The organism is Mesorhizobium sp. WSM4848 (genome assembly GCF_055811375.1).
In genome coordinates this window covers 54,053-69,641 of sequence record NZ_JBVVPX010000018.1, presented here as the reverse complement: position 1 = coordinate 69,641, position 15,589 = coordinate 54,053, and the positions used below count along the sequence as shown (strand labels likewise).

Below are 15,589 nucleotides of genomic sequence, written 5' to 3'. Positions count from 1 at the left end.
ACTACCTTTGGTTGTGCTCCCTTGAGTTGTAAAAGATGCGTCCGGCCCGAGAACGAATGGGCCGGACGCGTGGCAGCCGCTTGGGAGGAGCGACTATTCGCCTGCGTGGGTCTGACCGGAGCCGCCGACGGAAACGATGTTGAAGGGCTTGCCTTCGACGGCAATGTCGCCGGTTTTCTCGAACGACGTCGCGTCAACGAGATGCAGCACGCCTTGCAGGGGATCAGTGACCACGATCTTGTCGCCGGCGACCGCGACACGCGGCCTCGGATCGCTCCAGTGACCGTCCATCGAATAGGGGTCGGTCAGCTTGAGCGAGTTTGCGATCTCCCCCTTGACCACGTCGAGCTGGTGAAGCTGGCCGTCCTCGGTGAAGACGTAGGCGAACTTGGCACGAACAGGGTCGACCGCGAAATGCACGCGGCGTGTCGGCAGGCTGATCAGCCGGAATGCGTCGCTCTCGATCGTCGGATCGATCAGCACCACCTTGTCGGCGCCGTAGTTGCCGAGGAGATATTGCAGGCCTCTGCCGCCGATCAGCGTCGTCGTTTTGCCATCCGGCAGGTTTTCGGCATAGGGCAGATGACGGACCGCCGGGCTGCCGTCGCCATGGCTGACGACAAGCAGGCCGGTCGCGCAGGCGAAAGCCAGGATATTGCCGGAAGACGCCTCGCCGTGGAGGTCTGGGCAGGCGTGGATGCCGCCGATCGGCGCGCCAGCCTTGTCAGCGACCCTGATGCCGACCGGGAGTTCGTCCGGCTTCTCCCGGTTCGGCTCCGACAGCAGGACATGGGAGCCATAGGCGACTGCGACGCCGTGCTGCGGCGCGACGGTCTTAACTTCCCTGAAATCCGGCTTGCCTTCCAGGACCGCCTTTTCGGAGATGATGCGGGCGACACCCTCGCCGTCGAAAAAAACGGCGAAGTCTCCGTCATGCGCGACGAAATGCGACGGCTTCTTGCCTGTGATCTCGACGCCGGCAAGTTTTGGCGCTTCGACGTCGATGTCGCCGTGCTCGCCGTGGTCCTCGAAGGAAATGCCGCTCGCGATCCCGGCAACGACGCCTGCCGAGCCCTGCACGGCAAACACGATCCTGCCGCTTTCGCTGCGATGGAGCGACGCTGGCCCTTTGATCTCGAACGTGTCGAGCTTTTCGCCATCGATCGCATCGATCACGGTTACCTTCGGGTCCGCGTGATCCGAGATGAAGAGGCGCCATGCGGTCACCTCCCCGCCATGGGCAGCACTTGTCGACAGGGACAGAAGCAGCGCGATGGCCGTGGCTGACGCCCAATTTGTCCTCATGGCATTCTCCTTAAATGTTATTACATAACGTATTATGATCGACGAAGAGGCGGATTGCTCCGCCTTTTCGTCGTGGCGGTCAGCTTCCGAGGATCGCGCCTTTGATCGTCGTGATGTTGTGCCGCATCATCTCGAGATAGGTCGCAGCCGGACCGTTCTTATCCGACAGGGCGTCGGAGTAGAGTTCACCGCCGACCTTCAGGCCCGTCTCGCTGGCGATCTGCTCGATCAGGCGCGGATTGGTGACGTTCTCCACGAAGATTGCCGAAGCCTTGTCTTGCCTGATCTGTTTGATCAGGGCCGCGACGTCGGAGGCTGACGCCTCGGATTCAGTGGAGACGCCCTCCGGTGCCAGGAATTTTATGCCGTATTCGTGTTCGAAATAGCCATAGGTGTCGTGGGAGGTGATGATCGGCGCTTGTCCTCGGGGATCTCAGCGACGGCAGCTTTGATCTCCGCTTCCAGTGCCTCGAGCTGCTGGCCGTATGATGCGGCATTGGCCCGATAAGTGTCGCAGCCGGCCGCATCGGCGGCACAGAAGGCGTCGGCGATGTTCTTCACATAGCGTTCGGCATTGTGCACGGACTGCCATGCATGGGGATCGGACTCGCCGTGATGATGGTGCCCTTCCTCATGGCCCTCTTCCGCCGCGGCGTGCCCTCCCCCGCCCTCGGCGGCTTTATCCTGATCGTGGTGAGCTTCTTCCTCGGTGTTGCGCAACACCTCGCCGCCTTTGGTCAATTCGACGATCGGCGCCTTCGTGGCGCTCGCCTCGACGAGACGCTGGAGGAAACCCTCGAACTGGAGGCCGTTGACCAGCACCACGTCGGCCGAACCGACGGTTGCCGCGTCGGCCGGTTTCGGTTCGTAGACATGGGCGTCACCATTCGGGCCGACCAGCGTGACGATGTCGACGCGATCGCCGCCGACATTCTTCGCGAAATCGGCGATGATCGAGAAGCTGGCGACAACCCTAAGGTTCTCGGCAGCGGCCACCGACGGAGCGAGTGGCAACGATGTTATAGCGCCTATCACGGCGGCGAGCTTCAGCGCCCTGGACATTCGATCGACTCCTTTGATCAAGCGGTTCTCCGCGGGAGCCATCAAGTCGGCCCCGCTCTTGGCGATCCGTTATGTTATGTTATCACGCCCGTCAATCGAAAGCGTTATACTATAACGACGTTATGCTCAAACTGTCTGGAACCGCGCGACTCGGGCGCTCGCGTCTACAATCGAGGCAAGGCCCGGCAGCAGGATCGCGGGCATCGCGGTAAAGATCGGTCGTGAGAGCATCGCCACGAGGCCCGCCAAATCGTTCTGGGGAACTCGTGGGGCAGGCGTCCACAGCTGCACCGAGGGCGGGAAAAATCCTGCTGAAGGGGTTGGCGCATCACCCCGGCGGGCAACGCTCGCCGCATCCTTGGCCGCGCAACTGCTGGCTCTCGACTTTACCCAACGCGACAAGGTCGTGACGGCCATGATCGGCTGGTCGTCTCCTTAACCACTTGGTGAATGCAGCGTAGCTCGCGGCTTTTCGCTGGTTTATGACAATGATCTGTGGTTGTAGCGCGTGGCGGTCGGGCAAAAAAATGCTCCGCTTTGCGTCTGTTTGCCCGGCTTTTCAGCCTATCTGAGGGAGTAATCGATAAAATGGCGAATGAAAACTGGCCCGTTTACGGTGAGATCACCGGCCCTGTCGTGATGATCGGCTTCGGCTCGATCGGACGGGGAACGCTGCCGCTGATCGAGCGCCATTTCAAGTTCGACAAGTCGCGCATGACGGTCATCGACCCACGCGATACCGACCGCAAGCTGCTCGACGAGCGCGATATCACCTTCATCCAGGACGCGGTGACCAGCAAGAACTACAAGAAGCTGCTGACGCCGCTGCTGACCAAAGGCGGCGGCCAGGGCTTTTGCGTCAACTTGTCGGTCGACACCGGCTCGGTGGATTTGATGCGGCTCTGTCGCAAGCTTGGTGTGCTCTACATCGACACCGTCGTCGAGCCATGGCTCGGCTTCTATTTCGACACCAATGCCGACAATGCCAGCCGCAGCAATTATGCGCTGCGCGAGTCCATGATCGAAGAAAAGCGCGCGCACCCCGGCGGGGCGACCGCAATTTCCACCTGCGGCGCCAATCCAGGCATGGTCTCGTGGTTCGTCAAGCAGGCGCTGGTCAACCTCGCCACCGATCTTGGCCTCGAGTTCTCGGAGCCCGCGCAGCACGATCGCGAAGCTTGGGCCAGGCTGATGAAGAAGGCTGGCGTCAAGGGTATCCACATCGCCGAGCGCGACACACAGCGCACCAAGAAGCCGAAGCCGATGAACGTGTTCTGGAACACCTGGTCGGTCGAGGGCTTCATCTCGGAAGGGCTGCAACCGGCCGAGCTTGGCTGGGGCACGCATGAGAAATGGATGCCGAAGAACGGCAGGGAGCACAAGCATGGCTCGAAGGCCGCGATCTATCTGGAGCAGCCGGGCGCCAACACGCGCGTGCGCAGCTGGTGCCCGACGCCGGGCCCGCAATATGGGTTCCTGGTAACGCACAACGAGTCGATCTCGATCGCCGACTTCTTCACCCTGCGCGGCAAGAAGGGCAAGGTCCAATATCGCCCGACCTGTCACTACGCCTACCATCCCTGCAACGACGCCGTGCTGTCGCTGCACGAGATGTTCGGCGCCGCCGGCAAGGCCCAGCCGGTGCATCACGTGCTCGATGAAAACGAACTGGTCGACGGTGTCGACGAGCTCGGCGTGCTGCTCTACGGCCACGATAAGAACGCCTATTGGTACGGCTCGCAGCTGTCGCTGGCAGAGGCGCGCAAGCTGGCGCCTTATCAGAACGCCACGGGCATGCAGGTCACGTCGGCAGTGCTGGCGGGCATGGTCTGGGGGCTCGAAAATCCCGAGGCCGGCATCGTCGAGGCGGACGAGATGAATTACAGGCGCTGCCTGGAAGTGCAGTCGCCCTATCTCGGGCCGATCAAGGGCTACTACACCGACTGGACGCCGCTCGACAACCGCCCTGGGCTGTTCCCGGAAGACCTTGACAAAAACGACCCATGGCAATTCCGCAACATCCTCGTTCGATAGTGCAGCATCCTCGTTCGATAGCGATGTCTCTCTGCCTTGCAATCGCTTGGAAATCGGGCGATTGAAGGAAGGCGGCCTGGAGCGACGTGCATCCATTTGGACGCAAAAGTACGCTCTGGCGGTTCGAGTGTACGCACCGTGCTTTCCGAAAAATCGCATCGATTTTCGGGCCAATGCGAGAGGAGAGGATCTTGATGATGACGATTGCGCGCAAATTGCTTTCGGCCGGCATTGTCGCGGCCGCTGCCGCCTTGGCGGCGTGCACCACCGCCGGCCCGGGCGGGCCGCCATTGGCCACGCGGAGTCCGGTCGAAGGCTCATGGATCGACGCGCAGGGCACCGGCCTGTCGACCTTCACCGGCGGCAGCTTCAAGACCGTCGCCACCGACACCGGCCAGAAGCTTGCCGACGGCAGCTACACCATGACCGGCGGCACCTCGGTCGAAATCCAGGGCACTTCGCTGATCCGCCAGACGCCGATCAGCTTCAACTGCTTGTTGATCTCCACCTCGCAGCTTAATTGCACCAGCGTAAGCGGGCAGAACTTTGTGCTGACGCGACGCACCTGAGAGACTGTTTCGAAATTCGCTCTGGCGAGTCATATGGTGGTGGTTTCGAGAACCGGCGCGCAGCGGACATTTCGGTCCGTGAGCACCGGAAGCACAGAAAACGCCATCAGATGGCCGCCAGAGTGAGTTTCCAAACAGTCTCTGAGCCCATACTGAACTGCTTTTGCAAAGGACGGCGGCTTGAGGCCGCCGTTCTTTTTGCGCCGGCAAAGCTGGGCCCGATTCCGCTTGCATCGGCTAAAACGCGATGTGAACATGGGCGAAAAGCTGGCTCTTAAGTTCCAGTAGAGCAGCGGCATAAACAGGTCATCCGGGAGACGAAGATGAAGAAGATCGCCGCCATCGCCGCCCTGTCGGCGTCGACGCTTGGCCTGTCGACCGGCATGTCCTTTGCCGACTACACGCTGAACATCCTGCACATCAACGACTGGCACAGCCGCATCGAAAGCAACAACAAATATGAATCGACCTGCTCGGCCGAAGAGGAGACCAAGGGCGAGTGCACCGGCGGCGCGGCGCGGCTGATCACGGCGATCGCCCAGGAGCGCAAGAAGCTGGAAGCCCAGAACGTGCTGCTGCTCAGCGCCGGCGACAATTTCCAGGGATCGCTCTTCTACACGACCTACAAGGGCAAGACCGAAGGCGAATTCCTCAACCAGATGGAATTCGACGCCATGGCGGTCGGCAATCACGAGTTCGACGACGGCGAGGCGGCACTGGCGCCGTTCCTGGATATGATCAAGTTTCCGGTGCTCGGCGCCAATGTGAAGGCCAACGCGCAATCCAAGCTCGGTGACCGCGTGAAACCGTCTGTTGTGATCGAGGTCGGCGGCCAGAAGATCGGCGTCGTCGGCGCGGTCACCAACGACACGCCCGAGCTCGCTTCGCCGGGCCCTAACGTCACGATCGAGGACGACGTCAAGTCGATCACGTCAGAGGTCGAGAGGCTGAAGGGAGAAGGCGTCAACAAGATCATCGCGGTCACCCATATCGGTTACAAGCGCGAGCGTGACGTCATCGCCAAGATCCCGGGTGTCGACGTGGTGGTTGGCGGCCACAGCCATTCGCTGCTGTCCAACACCGACCCCAAGGCTGAGGGCCCCTACCCAACGATGGTCGACAATCCGGACGGCTACAAAGTGCCGGTCGTCCAGGCGGCGTCCTATTCGAAATATCTCGGCAAGTTCAAGGTCGTGTTCGACGACAACGGTGTCGTCAAGCAAGCCAGCGGCGACCCGATCCACCTCGACAAGTCGATCACGCCAGATCCGGCCGTGCTTGCCCGCATCAAGGAGCTCGGCGCGCCGATCGAGGCGTTGAAGAACCAGGAGGTCGCCGAAACCACCAAGGCGATCGACGGCAGCCGTGAGAACTGCCGCACCCGCGAGTGCGAGATGGGCAATCTCGTCTCCGATGCCGTCCTCGACCGCGTCAAGGACCAGGGTGTCGAGATCGTCATCACGAATGGCGGCGGTCTGCGCGCTTCGATCGACCAGGGCACCGTCACCATGGGCGAGGTGCTGACCGTGCTGCCGTTCCAGAACACAGTGGCGACCTTCCAGATTTCCGGCAAGGATCTGGTTGCCGGGCTCGAGAACGGTCTCAGCCAGATCGAGGACGGCGCCGGCCGCTTCCCGCAGGTTGCCGGCCTGAAGTATTCATTCGACAAATCGGCCGCCGCGAATGCCGGGCGCGTCAAGTCGGTCGAGGTCATGCAAGGCGGCGGGTGGACGCCGATCAATCCGGACAAGGATTACCTGGTCGCGACCAACAACTATGTGCGCCAGGGCGGCGACGGCTACAAGGTCTTCGCCGACAAGGCCAAAAACGCCTATGATTACGGTCCGGGCCTCGAACAGGTGGTCGCCGATTATCTCGGCGCGCATCGCCCTTATACCCCTAAGCTCGATGGCCGCATCACCGAAATCACCGCCGCCGCGGCGGCGGAACCGGCCCAGGAATCGGCCCAGGAGCCGAGTAAGCCGGCCGAGGCTCCCGCTCCGGCCGAGCCGGCAAAACCAGCAGAAACGGCTCCAGCCGCACAGGCGGAGCCGGCGATGCCCGAACCGCCGGCCGGTTCGGACGATATTGCCACGACACCGCCAGCCGTGCCGACGGAACCCGCCCCGGCAACGCCGGCACCTGCCGAGCCGGCGAAGCCAGCCGAGGCGGCACCGGCGCCTGAGGCGGAACCGGCCAAACCAGCCGAGGCAACACCGGCCGAAAGCAGCCATGTGATCGTTGCCGGCGACACCTATTGGGATTTGGCGGAAAAGGCCTATGGCGATGGCGCCAAGTGGAAAACGATCTCCGACGCCAACAAGGACTACGAGCCGCGCTTCCTTCCCGTCGGCGCAACCTTGACCATCCCGGCCGCAAACTGAATTCTTCTGTCATTGTTGGAAAACCCGTCCGGCAAACCGGGCGGATTTTTCTGCTTTCACCTCTCAGGTTCAGATAAGGTGCGGCCAGACGCTGCATTGAAACCCGGCGCGGCATCGCTAGTTTCGCACGGTGTCCGGAGATCCCTTATGACGCTTTCGAACCCTGCCGATCCCAAGGCCGCAACGGCCCTCGGCCGGCTGCCGGCAGGACAGCCGCCGGTCGGGGCGGGCAGGATCGGCGTCATGCTGGTCAATCTCGGCACGCCCGACGGCACGGAATTCAAGCCGATGTGGCGCTATCTCAGGGAATTCCTGTCCGATCCGCGCGTCATCGAGCTCAACAAGGCGATCTGGTACCCGATCCTCTACGGGCTGGTTCTCACCACACGGCCGAAGAAGTCGGGCGCCAACTATGCCAGGATCTGGAATCGGCAGCGTAACGAGTCGCCGCTGCGCACCTACACCGGCGCTCAGAGCGAAAAGCTGACCGAGGCGCTGCGCGACCTGCCCGGCGTCACCGTCGACTGGGCAATGCGTTACGGCAATCCTTCGACCGAGTGCGTCGCCAAACGGCTGGTCGCGCAGGGCTGCGATCGCATTCTGACTTTTCCGCTTTATCCGCAATATTCCGCGACCACGACCGCCACCGCCAACGACCAGTTATTTCGCGCGCTGATGAAGATGCGCCGCGCCCCGGCGATCCGCAGCGTCCCGCCCTACTATGCCGAATCGGTTTATATCGAGGCGCTTGCCCGTTCGATCGAGCGCCATCTGGCGATGCTCGATTTCGAGCCGGAAGTGGTCATCGCCTCCTATCACGGCATTCCGAAATCCTATTCCGACAAGGGCGATCCCTATCAGGCCCATTGCCTGGAGACGACCCGGCTACTGCGTGAAAAGCTCGGCTGGGATGAGAAGAGGCTGATCACCACGTTCCAGTCGCGCTTCGGTGCTCAGGAATGGCTACAGCCCTACACCGACAAGACGGTCGAGAAATTAGCCGGAGAAGGCGTGAGATCGATCGCCATCGTCAATCCGGGCTTTTCTGTCGACTGCATCGAGACGCTGGACGAGATCGGCAGGGAGGCGGCCGAGACCTTCCATCATGCCGGCGGCGAAAAGTTCGCGCATATTCCCTGCCTCAACGACAGTGCCGAGGGCATGGCGGTGATCGAGGCGATGGTGCGGCGCGAACTGTCTGGCTGGATCTGAAGCGGAAATACAATCGAACGCCGCGAGCCGGCTTTCTATGCACCGGTAGTCCACTATCACCTGATTGTAACGTTCCTGAAACACAATTAAGTGTTTGGTGAAGTCGGTCGCGTTGAAAAATTTCCGTGGCCGGCATCTGAGGGAGAGCCAAATGGATTTCAGTGGTTTCGATATCGCGCTTCTTGTTCTTGTCGCTCTTGTCGTGCTCGTGCTTTTCAAAGGCATCCGGACAATCCCGCAAGGCTACAATTATACCGTCGAACGCTTTGGCCGTTATACCAGGACATTGAGCCCCGGCCTCAACCTCATCGTGCCGTTCGTCGACCGTATCGGCGCCAAGTTGAACATGATGGAGCAGGTGCTCGATGTCCCGACCCAGGAGATCATCACTCGCGACAACGCCACCGTCGCCGTCGACGGCGTCGCCTTCTACCAGGTGCTCAACGCCGCCCAGGCCGCCTACCAGGTCGCCGGGCTGGAGAACGCCATCCTCAACCTGACGATGACCAACATCCGTACCGTGATGGGCTCGATGGACCTCGACGAGCTTTTGTCGAACCGCGACGCCATCAACGAACGCCTGCTGCGCGTCGTCGACGAGGCGGCACATCCCTGGGGCATCAAGATCACCCGCGTCGAGATCAAGGACATCAATCCACCGGCCAATCTCGTCGAATCGATGGGTCGCCAGATGATGGCCGAGCGCAACAAGCGCGCGCAGATCCTCGACGCCGAAGGCCTCAAGCAGTCGCAGATCCTCGAAGCCGAGGGCCGCAAGGAAGCCGCCTTCCGCGACGCCGAGGCGCGCGAACGCTCGGCCGAGGCCGAGGCCCGCGCCACCCAAGTGGTGTCGGAAGCGATCGCCAAGGGCGACGTGCAGGCGCTCAACTACTTCGTTGCGCTGAAATACACCGAAGCACTGACCAGGATCGGCTCTGCCACAAACAGCAAGGTCGTGCTGATGCCGATGGAAGCTTCATCATTGATCGGCACGCTCGGCGGCATCGGCGCGATCGCCAAGGAAGTCTTCGGCGCAGAGGGCACTGCCGGCGCCACGCGGCAAGCTGCACGCCCGTCCGTGGTTCGTCCCAGCGAGACCTGAGGCCATGTTCGAACGCATCATTTCCGAACTCGGCCCCTGGGTTTGGATGGTTCTCGGCTTCGTCCTCCTGGTGATGGAGGTCATCGCACCGGGCATATTCATGCTGTGGATCGGCATCGCCGCGCTGCTGATCGGCGTGGTGTCCCTGCTCATCTGGGACGCGGACTTCTGGACCTGGCAGATCCAGGTTCTCGCCTTTCTGGCGATGTCGCTGGTTTCAACCTATGTCGGCAAGAGACTGGCGGGCGGACGCCATGACCCGACAGACCAGCCGCTGCTCAACCGCCGCGGCGAACAAATGATCGGCAGGATGGCCACGCTGGCCGAGCCGATCAAGGACGGCCGCGGCCGCATAAAGCTGGGTGACACGCTATGGCGCGTCTCCGGCCCCGACCTGCCGGCCGGCACGCAGGTGCGCGTGACGGGCGCGGCCGACACCGATCTGGAACTGACGGTCGAGGCGGTCCTGGACTGATCCGACCATCTCGGCGGGCGACTTCAAACGGGCCTGAGGTCTGTCAGGCCGCGCCGATGCGCAGCAGATCATGCAGATGGACAAGTCCGACCGGCCGTCTGCCTTCGACAACCATCAGGCTGGAGATGGTCGAACTGTTGATCGTCTGCAGCGCCGTCGCCACCAGTGTATCCGGTCCGGCCGTCTTCGGCTCCTTGGTCATGACCTGATCGACGCTCATCGCCAGAAGGTTGCTGCCGATGTGGCGCCTGATGTCGCCGTCGGTGATAATGCCGATCAGCGCACCATCCGCAGCGGTTATCGCCACGCAGCCAAACCCCTTGCGCGACAATTCGAGGATCGCTTCGTGCATTCCAGTGCCGGAAGGCACCAGCGGCAGCCTGTCGCCGACATGCATGATGTCGCGGATCTGCGTCAGATTGGCGCCAAGCTGCCCACCGGGATGGAAGGTGCGGAAATGATCCGGCGTGAAGCCGCGCGCTTCGAGCAGCGCGATCGCCAGTGCATCGCCGATCACCAGTTGCAGCAGCGTCGATGTCGTCGGCGCCAGGCCGTGCGGGCAGGCTTCCGGGGCACGCGGCAGCAAAAGCACCACATCGGCCGCCCGCGCCAGCGCTGATCGCTCCCCGGCGGTGACAGCGATCAGCGGAATCGAGAAGCGCCTGGAATAGGCGATGATGCCCTTGAGCTCGCGGCTCTCGCCCGACCACGATATGGCGATGATGGCGTCGTCCCTGGCGATCATGCCGAGGTCGCCATGATTGGCTTCGGCAGAATGGACGAAGAAAGCCGGCGTGCCGGTCGAGGCGAGCGTCGCCGCGATCTTTGAGCCGATATGGCCGCTCTTGCCGACGCCGGTGACGATGACGCGGCCGGCGATATGCGACACCATATCGACGGCGCGCGCGAACGGTTCGGTCAATCCGTTTTCGAGCGCGGCCGCCAGCGCCGCGACACCGGCCTGCTCGGTCGCTACCGTTCTAAGCGCCGAGGCGATCGAAGCTTGCCCATCGAGCCGCTTCTTGTCTGGGGATCCCGCATGCATGGCTGATGCGATTAGCGCTTTGCCGCGCGCCTGTCCAACGGAATTGCCATCCGGTAGCCATCCATGGGCTTCGATCGACCGCCGCCTCAACCCTGCGTTAACCATCCCCGTTTACGGTTCGGTAAGTATGGCGTGCCTGCGCCGCGCAAGCAGTGGTAGCGATGTCCGGGGCCCAGCCTGAAAAGAAAAAAAGACGAAACGGCAAGGCGGTCTGCGCCTTGCTGCTGGCGACCAGCGTCTTCGCCTTGCTGCGGCCTGCGCAGCCCTATGCCCAGGTAACCGAGCTGCGCGGCGAGGTTTCGGAATCGGCGATTCTGGACGACCAGCAGCGCAAAACCAGGCAATTGAGCATCGCCCAGGAACAGACGGCGCAGGCTGGCGCAACCAGCCAGAGCACTGCGCCGACGCCCGCCTATCAGCCGGCCAGCCAGGGCGCCGTACAGGACGACACGGCGCCAACGATCGGCAGCATTTTTGATCCGCCGGAAGCAACCGACGATCCGTTTGCGGAATCCCCCGCTCCCGTCCCGCCGCCCCGGCCATCAAGCGTAACGCAGGGCGCAGCCGATCAAGAAGAGGCCGCCGAGACGCAAGCCGCCACCGCGATGACGGCCACGACGGATGACACGGATACGGCCGAGACGGACCAGGACCCAATCAATTCCCGTGCCGTGACCATCGATTCCGCCGACAGGCAGCAGCTCGATCCGGGCGCCGAGCGCGTCGAAGCCATCGAAGGCCGGGACAGGAGGGCCGAGGACGATCCGTTCGCCGCCACCGGCATCAAGCTCGGCTCCTTCGTGATCAGGCCGACGCTCGAGCAAGGCCTGAGGGCCTCGTCAAATGCCGATTCCAGCAGCGAAGGCAAGCCGGCCCTGCTGTCGGAAACGACGCTGCGCTTCAATGCCATCTCCGACTGGCGGGAGAATTCGGCTGTCATCGACGGCTACGGCACCTTTCTCAAGACCATATCGGGCGACGAGGTTCAGGAGGCACGGGGCCGTGTCGATGGCACGCTCAATGTCGACCTCGACAACGATCTGCGCGCTATCGCCACACTCGGTTACGAGGCGGCGCCGGAAACGGCTTCGTCGCCGGTCGTCATCGAAGACACCGTCGAGCAGCCAGTGAGCCAGACCATTGACGGCAGCCTCGCGGTCGAGAAGGACGCCGGCAAGATGCGCTTCGTCCTGACCGGCGCGGTCGAGCACGACATTTATGGCGACGCCAAGCTTTCGACGGGAGGAACGCTGTCGCAGAAAGACCGCGACTCGACGCTCTATACCGCCACCTTGCGAACCGGCTACGAGATTTCCCCCGCCATCACCCCCTTCACCGAAGTCGAAATCGGCCGCCGGGTCTATGATTTGCGCGTCGACACCAATGGTTTCGAACGATCCTCGACGGGACTTGGGGTTCGGGCCGGCGCCGAGCTCGACCTCGGCGAGAAGCTTGCCGGCGAATTCTCGGCCGGCTGGCTGCGGGAGGCGTTCGACGACGACCGGCTGCCGGCAATTTCGGGTGCCACGGTGAACGCCGACCTCAGATGGTCGCCGGAACGCGGCACCACGATCGGCCTCATCGGACAAACGACCGTCGAGGGCACGACAACCCCCTACGAAAGCGGCGACATCCTTTACTCCGGCCTCCTCGCGGGCGAGCGGGAAATCCGTGCCAACCTGATTGGGAACGCAGCTTTCGGCGTGGGCTGGCGCGACTACGTCGGGTCCGATGGCCATGATCTGATACTGAGCGCCGAGGCCGGACTGACATGGTGGCTCAACCGATATGCCGGACTGACCACCCGCGCCAGAACTGAAAAACAGACCAGCAACCTGGAGGGTCGCGACTACACCGCCCACAGCATCTTTGTCGGGGTGACGCTGCAGCCGTAAACCAAGTTGTTGGAGGTTTGGGGCATATCGAGATTCAAGTCAGGCCGTGGCGGGAACGGTGGTATGCCCGTCGTTATCGCACCCTCGGTTCAAGCCCGGTTCAAGCCCGAGGGCATGCTTTCGCGCGCATGCATTAGAACGCCGCGCCCCGCTGCTCTGACGGTTTCATCTCGTCGAGAAGCTTGCTGATAGCGCCCGCCATGCGTCCGTTTATGTCGCTGCGCCAAAGCGCGAAGGCGACGTTGGCCTCGACAAAGCCTTCCGGCGATCCGCAATCGAAGGTGCGCCCTCGGTAGTGGCAGCCATAGAAGGGCTGCTGCTTCTCCAGCTTCAGCATCGCATCGGTGAGTTGTATCTCGTTGCCGGCGCCCTTCTCCTGACCTTCGAGTATCCCAAATATCTCCGGCTGCAGGATGTAGCGCCCGTTGATGTATAGATTGGAGGGTGCCGTGCCTGCTTTCGGCTTCTCCACCATGCCGGTAATGCGGAAACCATGATGCGTATCCTCGCCGCGGCCGACGATGCCGTATTTGTGCGCCTCGGCGGGGTCGCATTCCTGAACCGCGACAATGTTGTTGCCGGTCTCGGCATAAAGCTCGACCATTTCCTTCATGCAGCTTTTTTCGGACTGCATGATCATATCGGGCAAAAGCAGCGCGAAGGGCTCGTCGCCGACCAGCTCACGGGCACACCAGACGGCATGGCCAAGGCCAAGCGGCACCTGCTGGCGGGTGAAGCTGGTCTGCCCTGGCGAAGGTTGCAGCCGCTGCAGGCGGGCGAGCTCGTCGTCCTTGCCCCGCTGGGCGAGCGTGTCATAGAGTTCGAACTGGACGTCGAAATGATCCTCGATGACCGCCTTGTTGCGTCCGGTCACGAAGATGAAATGCTCGATGCCGGCTTCGCGTGCCTCGTCGACCACATACTGGATGACAGGCCTGTCGACGACGGTCAGCATTTCCTTGGGTATGGCCTTGGTGGCCGGGAGAAAACGCGTGCCGAGGCCGGCGACCGGGAAAACTGCCTTGCGAACTCTCTTCATGCTGTCAAATATCCGCTTCTAAGGTTGTTCGGCAATCCCGCTTCAAAACATTTTCGTGCCGGAATCTGGGATTATGGAACGGCTGGTCAGAAAAAATCTGTAGTCCGTAAAGCACCAACCCGCCTTTTCGTTCCCAACGGCACCTATGGTAAACTAAATGCTAACCGGGTTCGGCGATGAATGATCTTCCTGTGATGAAGAAGGAGGAAAAGATGTCCGTTCGCGACGCCGCAAAGCGCTTCACCAGCATCGTTGCGGCCGCCAGCCTTTCGCTTGCCTTGCTGATTTCAACCGGATCGGCTTTTGCCGACGCCGGTTTCCGGCAATGGGTGGCGAGCTTCCGCGCCACCGCGGTGCGGAGCGGCGTTTCCGGCGCCGTTTACGACCGCGCATTCGAGGGCATCAGCGATGCCGACCCGGTCGTGCTGGAAAAAGCGCGTTATCAACCCGAATTCACCGCGCCCGCCTGGGACTATTTCGACAACCGCGTCCATGACCAGTCGGTCGCTGTTGGCAAGCAGATGGCCAGGAAGTGGAAGCCGTGGCTGGACAGGATCGAGGCAAAATACGGCGTCGACCGTCACATCCTGCTGGCGATCTGGTCGATGGAATCGAATTACGGCGAAATCCTCAAGCGCGACGACGTCATGCGCAATGTCGTGCGTTCGCTGGCCACGCTTGGCTATGCCGATTCGAGACGATCGAAGTTTGCCCGCACACAGTTGATCGCGGCGCTGAAGATCCTGCAAAGAGGCGACATCGATAAAAGCCACCTCAGTGGCTCATGGGCCGGCGCCATGGGCCATACCCAGTTCATTCCCACCAGCTATCAGGCCTATGCGGTCGATATGGACGGCGACGGCAAGCGCGACATCTGGAATTCGATTCCCGATGCATTGGCAACGGCCGCCAATCTGCTCAGGAAGAACGGCTGGCAGGCCGGCAAAACCTGGGGCTATGAAGTCAGCCTCCCCGACGGAAGGAAGTTCCCGGCCGGATCGAAGTCGTTGTCGCAATGGCAAGCGCTGGGTGTCACGCGTGTCAACGGCAAGCCGTTCAAGAATAGCGCGGAGAAGGCCACGCTGAAGGTGCCAGGCGGCCGCGGCGGCCCGGCTTTCCTGATGGTCAAGAATTTTTCGGTCATCAAGCGCTACAACAATGCCGACAAATACGCGGTAGCCGTTGGCCTTCTTGCCGACGAAATCGCCGGCTATGGTGGGCTTGTGCAGGACTGGCAGCGGCCTTTCACGAAGCTCTCCTTCGAGGAGAGGCAGGAGCTTCAGCAACGGCTTTCCCAGTACGGCTACTACGACGGCAAGTTCGACGGCAAGATCGGCGAGGGATCGAGAGCCGCCATCATGGCCTTCCAGGCAAAGGCTGGCTTGACCCAGGACGGACATCCGAGCATGGAAGTGCTCAAATCGCTCAGGCAGAACTAGCCTCGCATAGGGGCTGGCTTGGAGCATC

The 15,589-nt window shown here is 62.0% G+C and carries 11 protein-coding genes and 1 pseudogene; 8 read left to right on the top strand and 4 right to left on the bottom strand.

The window, feature by feature from the left end; all coding sequences use genetic code 11:
- Nucleotides 1–93: 93 nt before the first annotated feature.
- Both aztD and aztC read right to left on the bottom strand, forming a co-directional pair.
- Nucleotides 94–1,305 (bottom strand): zinc metallochaperone AztD, encoded by a 1,212-nt coding sequence (gene aztD / locus AC0L16_RS17895; RefSeq protein WP_473622271.1) that lies wholly within the window; start codon nucleotides 1,303–1,305, stop codon nucleotides 94–96.
- A gap of 79 nt (nucleotides 1,306–1,384) precedes the next feature.
- Nucleotides 1,385–2,367: pseudogene (aztC, locus tag AC0L16_RS17890) on the bottom strand (zinc ABC transporter substrate-binding protein AztC).
- A 588-nt stretch (nucleotides 2,368–2,955) separates the two neighbouring features.
- Here aztC and AC0L16_RS17885 point away from each other — a divergent pair.
- The 6 genes from AC0L16_RS17885 to AC0L16_RS17860 all read left to right on the top strand — a co-directional run bounded on the left by AC0L16_RS17885 (nucleotide 2,956) and on the right by AC0L16_RS17860 (nucleotide 10,143).
- Nucleotides 2,956–4,401, top strand: a complete 1,446-nt coding sequence (locus AC0L16_RS17885) for a homospermidine synthase (RefSeq protein ID WP_473622270.1) — start codon at nucleotides 2,956–2,958, stop codon at nucleotides 4,399–4,401.
- A 197-nt stretch (nucleotides 4,402–4,598) separates the two neighbouring features.
- A complete protein-coding gene (omp10, locus tag AC0L16_RS17880; RefSeq protein ID WP_473622325.1) occupies nucleotides 4,599–4,970 on the top strand; it encodes an outer membrane lipoprotein Omp10 in 372 nt (123 codons plus the stop codon).
- A 323-nt stretch (nucleotides 4,971–5,293) separates the two neighbouring features.
- Nucleotides 5,294–7,354, top strand: a complete 2,061-nt coding sequence (locus tag AC0L16_RS17875) for a 5'-nucleotidase C-terminal domain-containing protein (protein WP_473622269.1) — start codon at nucleotides 5,294–5,296, stop codon at nucleotides 7,352–7,354.
- A 147-nt stretch (nucleotides 7,355–7,501) separates the two neighbouring features.
- Entirely contained in the window at nucleotides 7,502–8,566 is a 1,065-nt protein-coding gene (gene hemH, locus AC0L16_RS17870; RefSeq protein WP_473622268.1) for a ferrochelatase, read from the top strand.
- 151 nt (nucleotides 8,567–8,717) lie between these two features.
- Nucleotides 8,718–9,668: an SPFH domain-containing protein gene (locus tag AC0L16_RS17865; RefSeq protein WP_473622267.1), complete on the top strand. Its 951-nt coding sequence runs from the start codon at nucleotides 8,718–8,720 to the stop codon at nucleotides 9,666–9,668.
- Nucleotides 9,669–9,672: 4 nt separating this feature from the next.
- Nucleotides 9,673–10,143 carry an NfeD family protein gene (locus tag AC0L16_RS17860; protein WP_202366075.1) on the top strand — a complete coding sequence of 157 codons (471 nt, stop codon included), beginning with the start codon at nucleotides 9,673–9,675 and terminating at the stop codon, nucleotides 10,141–10,143.
- A gap of 43 nt (nucleotides 10,144–10,186) precedes the next feature.
- Here AC0L16_RS17860 and AC0L16_RS17855 read toward each other — a convergent pair whose 3' ends face one another.
- The gene (locus AC0L16_RS17855) at nucleotides 10,187–11,188 is read right to left on the bottom strand and encodes a KpsF/GutQ family sugar-phosphate isomerase (protein ID WP_473622266.1); all 1,002 of its coding nucleotides are present in this window, start codon (nucleotides 11,186–11,188) and stop codon (nucleotides 10,187–10,189) included.
- A gap of 161 nt (nucleotides 11,189–11,349) precedes the next feature.
- Between AC0L16_RS17855 and AC0L16_RS17850 the strand changes: the two genes are divergently transcribed.
- On the top strand, nucleotides 11,350–13,083 hold the full coding sequence (locus tag AC0L16_RS17850; RefSeq protein ID WP_473622265.1) for an outer membrane beta-barrel protein: 1,734 nt from the start codon (nucleotides 11,350–11,352) through the stop codon (nucleotides 13,081–13,083).
- A 133-nt stretch (nucleotides 13,084–13,216) separates the two neighbouring features.
- Here AC0L16_RS17850 and galU read toward each other — a convergent pair whose 3' ends face one another.
- The gene (galU, locus tag AC0L16_RS17845; protein WP_473622264.1) at nucleotides 13,217–14,122 is read right to left on the bottom strand and encodes a UTP--glucose-1-phosphate uridylyltransferase GalU; all 906 of its coding nucleotides are present in this window, start codon (nucleotides 14,120–14,122) and stop codon (nucleotides 13,217–13,219) included.
- 212 nt (nucleotides 14,123–14,334) lie between these two features.
- Between galU and AC0L16_RS17840 the strand changes: the two genes are divergently transcribed.
- Nucleotides 14,335–15,561: a lytic murein transglycosylase gene (locus tag AC0L16_RS17840; RefSeq protein ID WP_473622263.1), complete on the top strand. Its 1,227-nt coding sequence runs from the start codon at nucleotides 14,335–14,337 to the stop codon at nucleotides 15,559–15,561.
- Nucleotides 15,562–15,589 lie beyond the last annotated feature (28 nt).

Bases quoted from the DNA above. Each gene is read 5' to 3' on its own strand.
- aztD (WP_473622271.1), bottom strand. From the start codon at position 1,305: ATGAGGACAAATTGGGCGTCAGCCACGGCCATCGCGCTGCTTCTGTCC.
- AC0L16_RS17885 (WP_473622270.1), top strand. From the start codon at position 2,956: ATGGCGAATGAAAACTGGCCCGTTTACGGTGAGATCACCGGCCCTGTC.
- omp10 (WP_473622325.1), top strand. From the start codon at position 4,599: ATGACGATTGCGCGCAAATTGCTTTCGGCCGGCATTGTCGCGGCCGCT.
- AC0L16_RS17875 (WP_473622269.1), top strand. From the start codon at position 5,294: ATGAAGAAGATCGCCGCCATCGCCGCCCTGTCGGCGTCGACGCTTGGC.
- hemH (WP_473622268.1), top strand. From the start codon at position 7,502: ATGACGCTTTCGAACCCTGCCGATCCCAAGGCCGCAACGGCCCTCGGC.
- AC0L16_RS17865 (WP_473622267.1), top strand. From the start codon at position 8,718: ATGGATTTCAGTGGTTTCGATATCGCGCTTCTTGTTCTTGTCGCTCTT.
- AC0L16_RS17860 (WP_202366075.1), top strand. From the start codon at position 9,673: ATGTTCGAACGCATCATTTCCGAACTCGGCCCCTGGGTTTGGATGGTT.
- AC0L16_RS17855 (WP_473622266.1), bottom strand. From the start codon at position 11,188: ATGCATGCGGGATCCCCAGACAAGAAGCGGCTCGATGGGCAAGCTTCG.
- AC0L16_RS17850 (WP_473622265.1), top strand. From the start codon at position 11,350: ATGTCCGGGGCCCAGCCTGAAAAGAAAAAAAGACGAAACGGCAAGGCG.
- galU (WP_473622264.1), bottom strand. From the start codon at position 14,122: ATGAAGAGAGTTCGCAAGGCAGTTTTCCCGGTCGCCGGCCTCGGCACG.
- AC0L16_RS17840 (WP_473622263.1), top strand. From the start codon at position 14,335: ATGTCCGTTCGCGACGCCGCAAAGCGCTTCACCAGCATCGTTGCGGCC.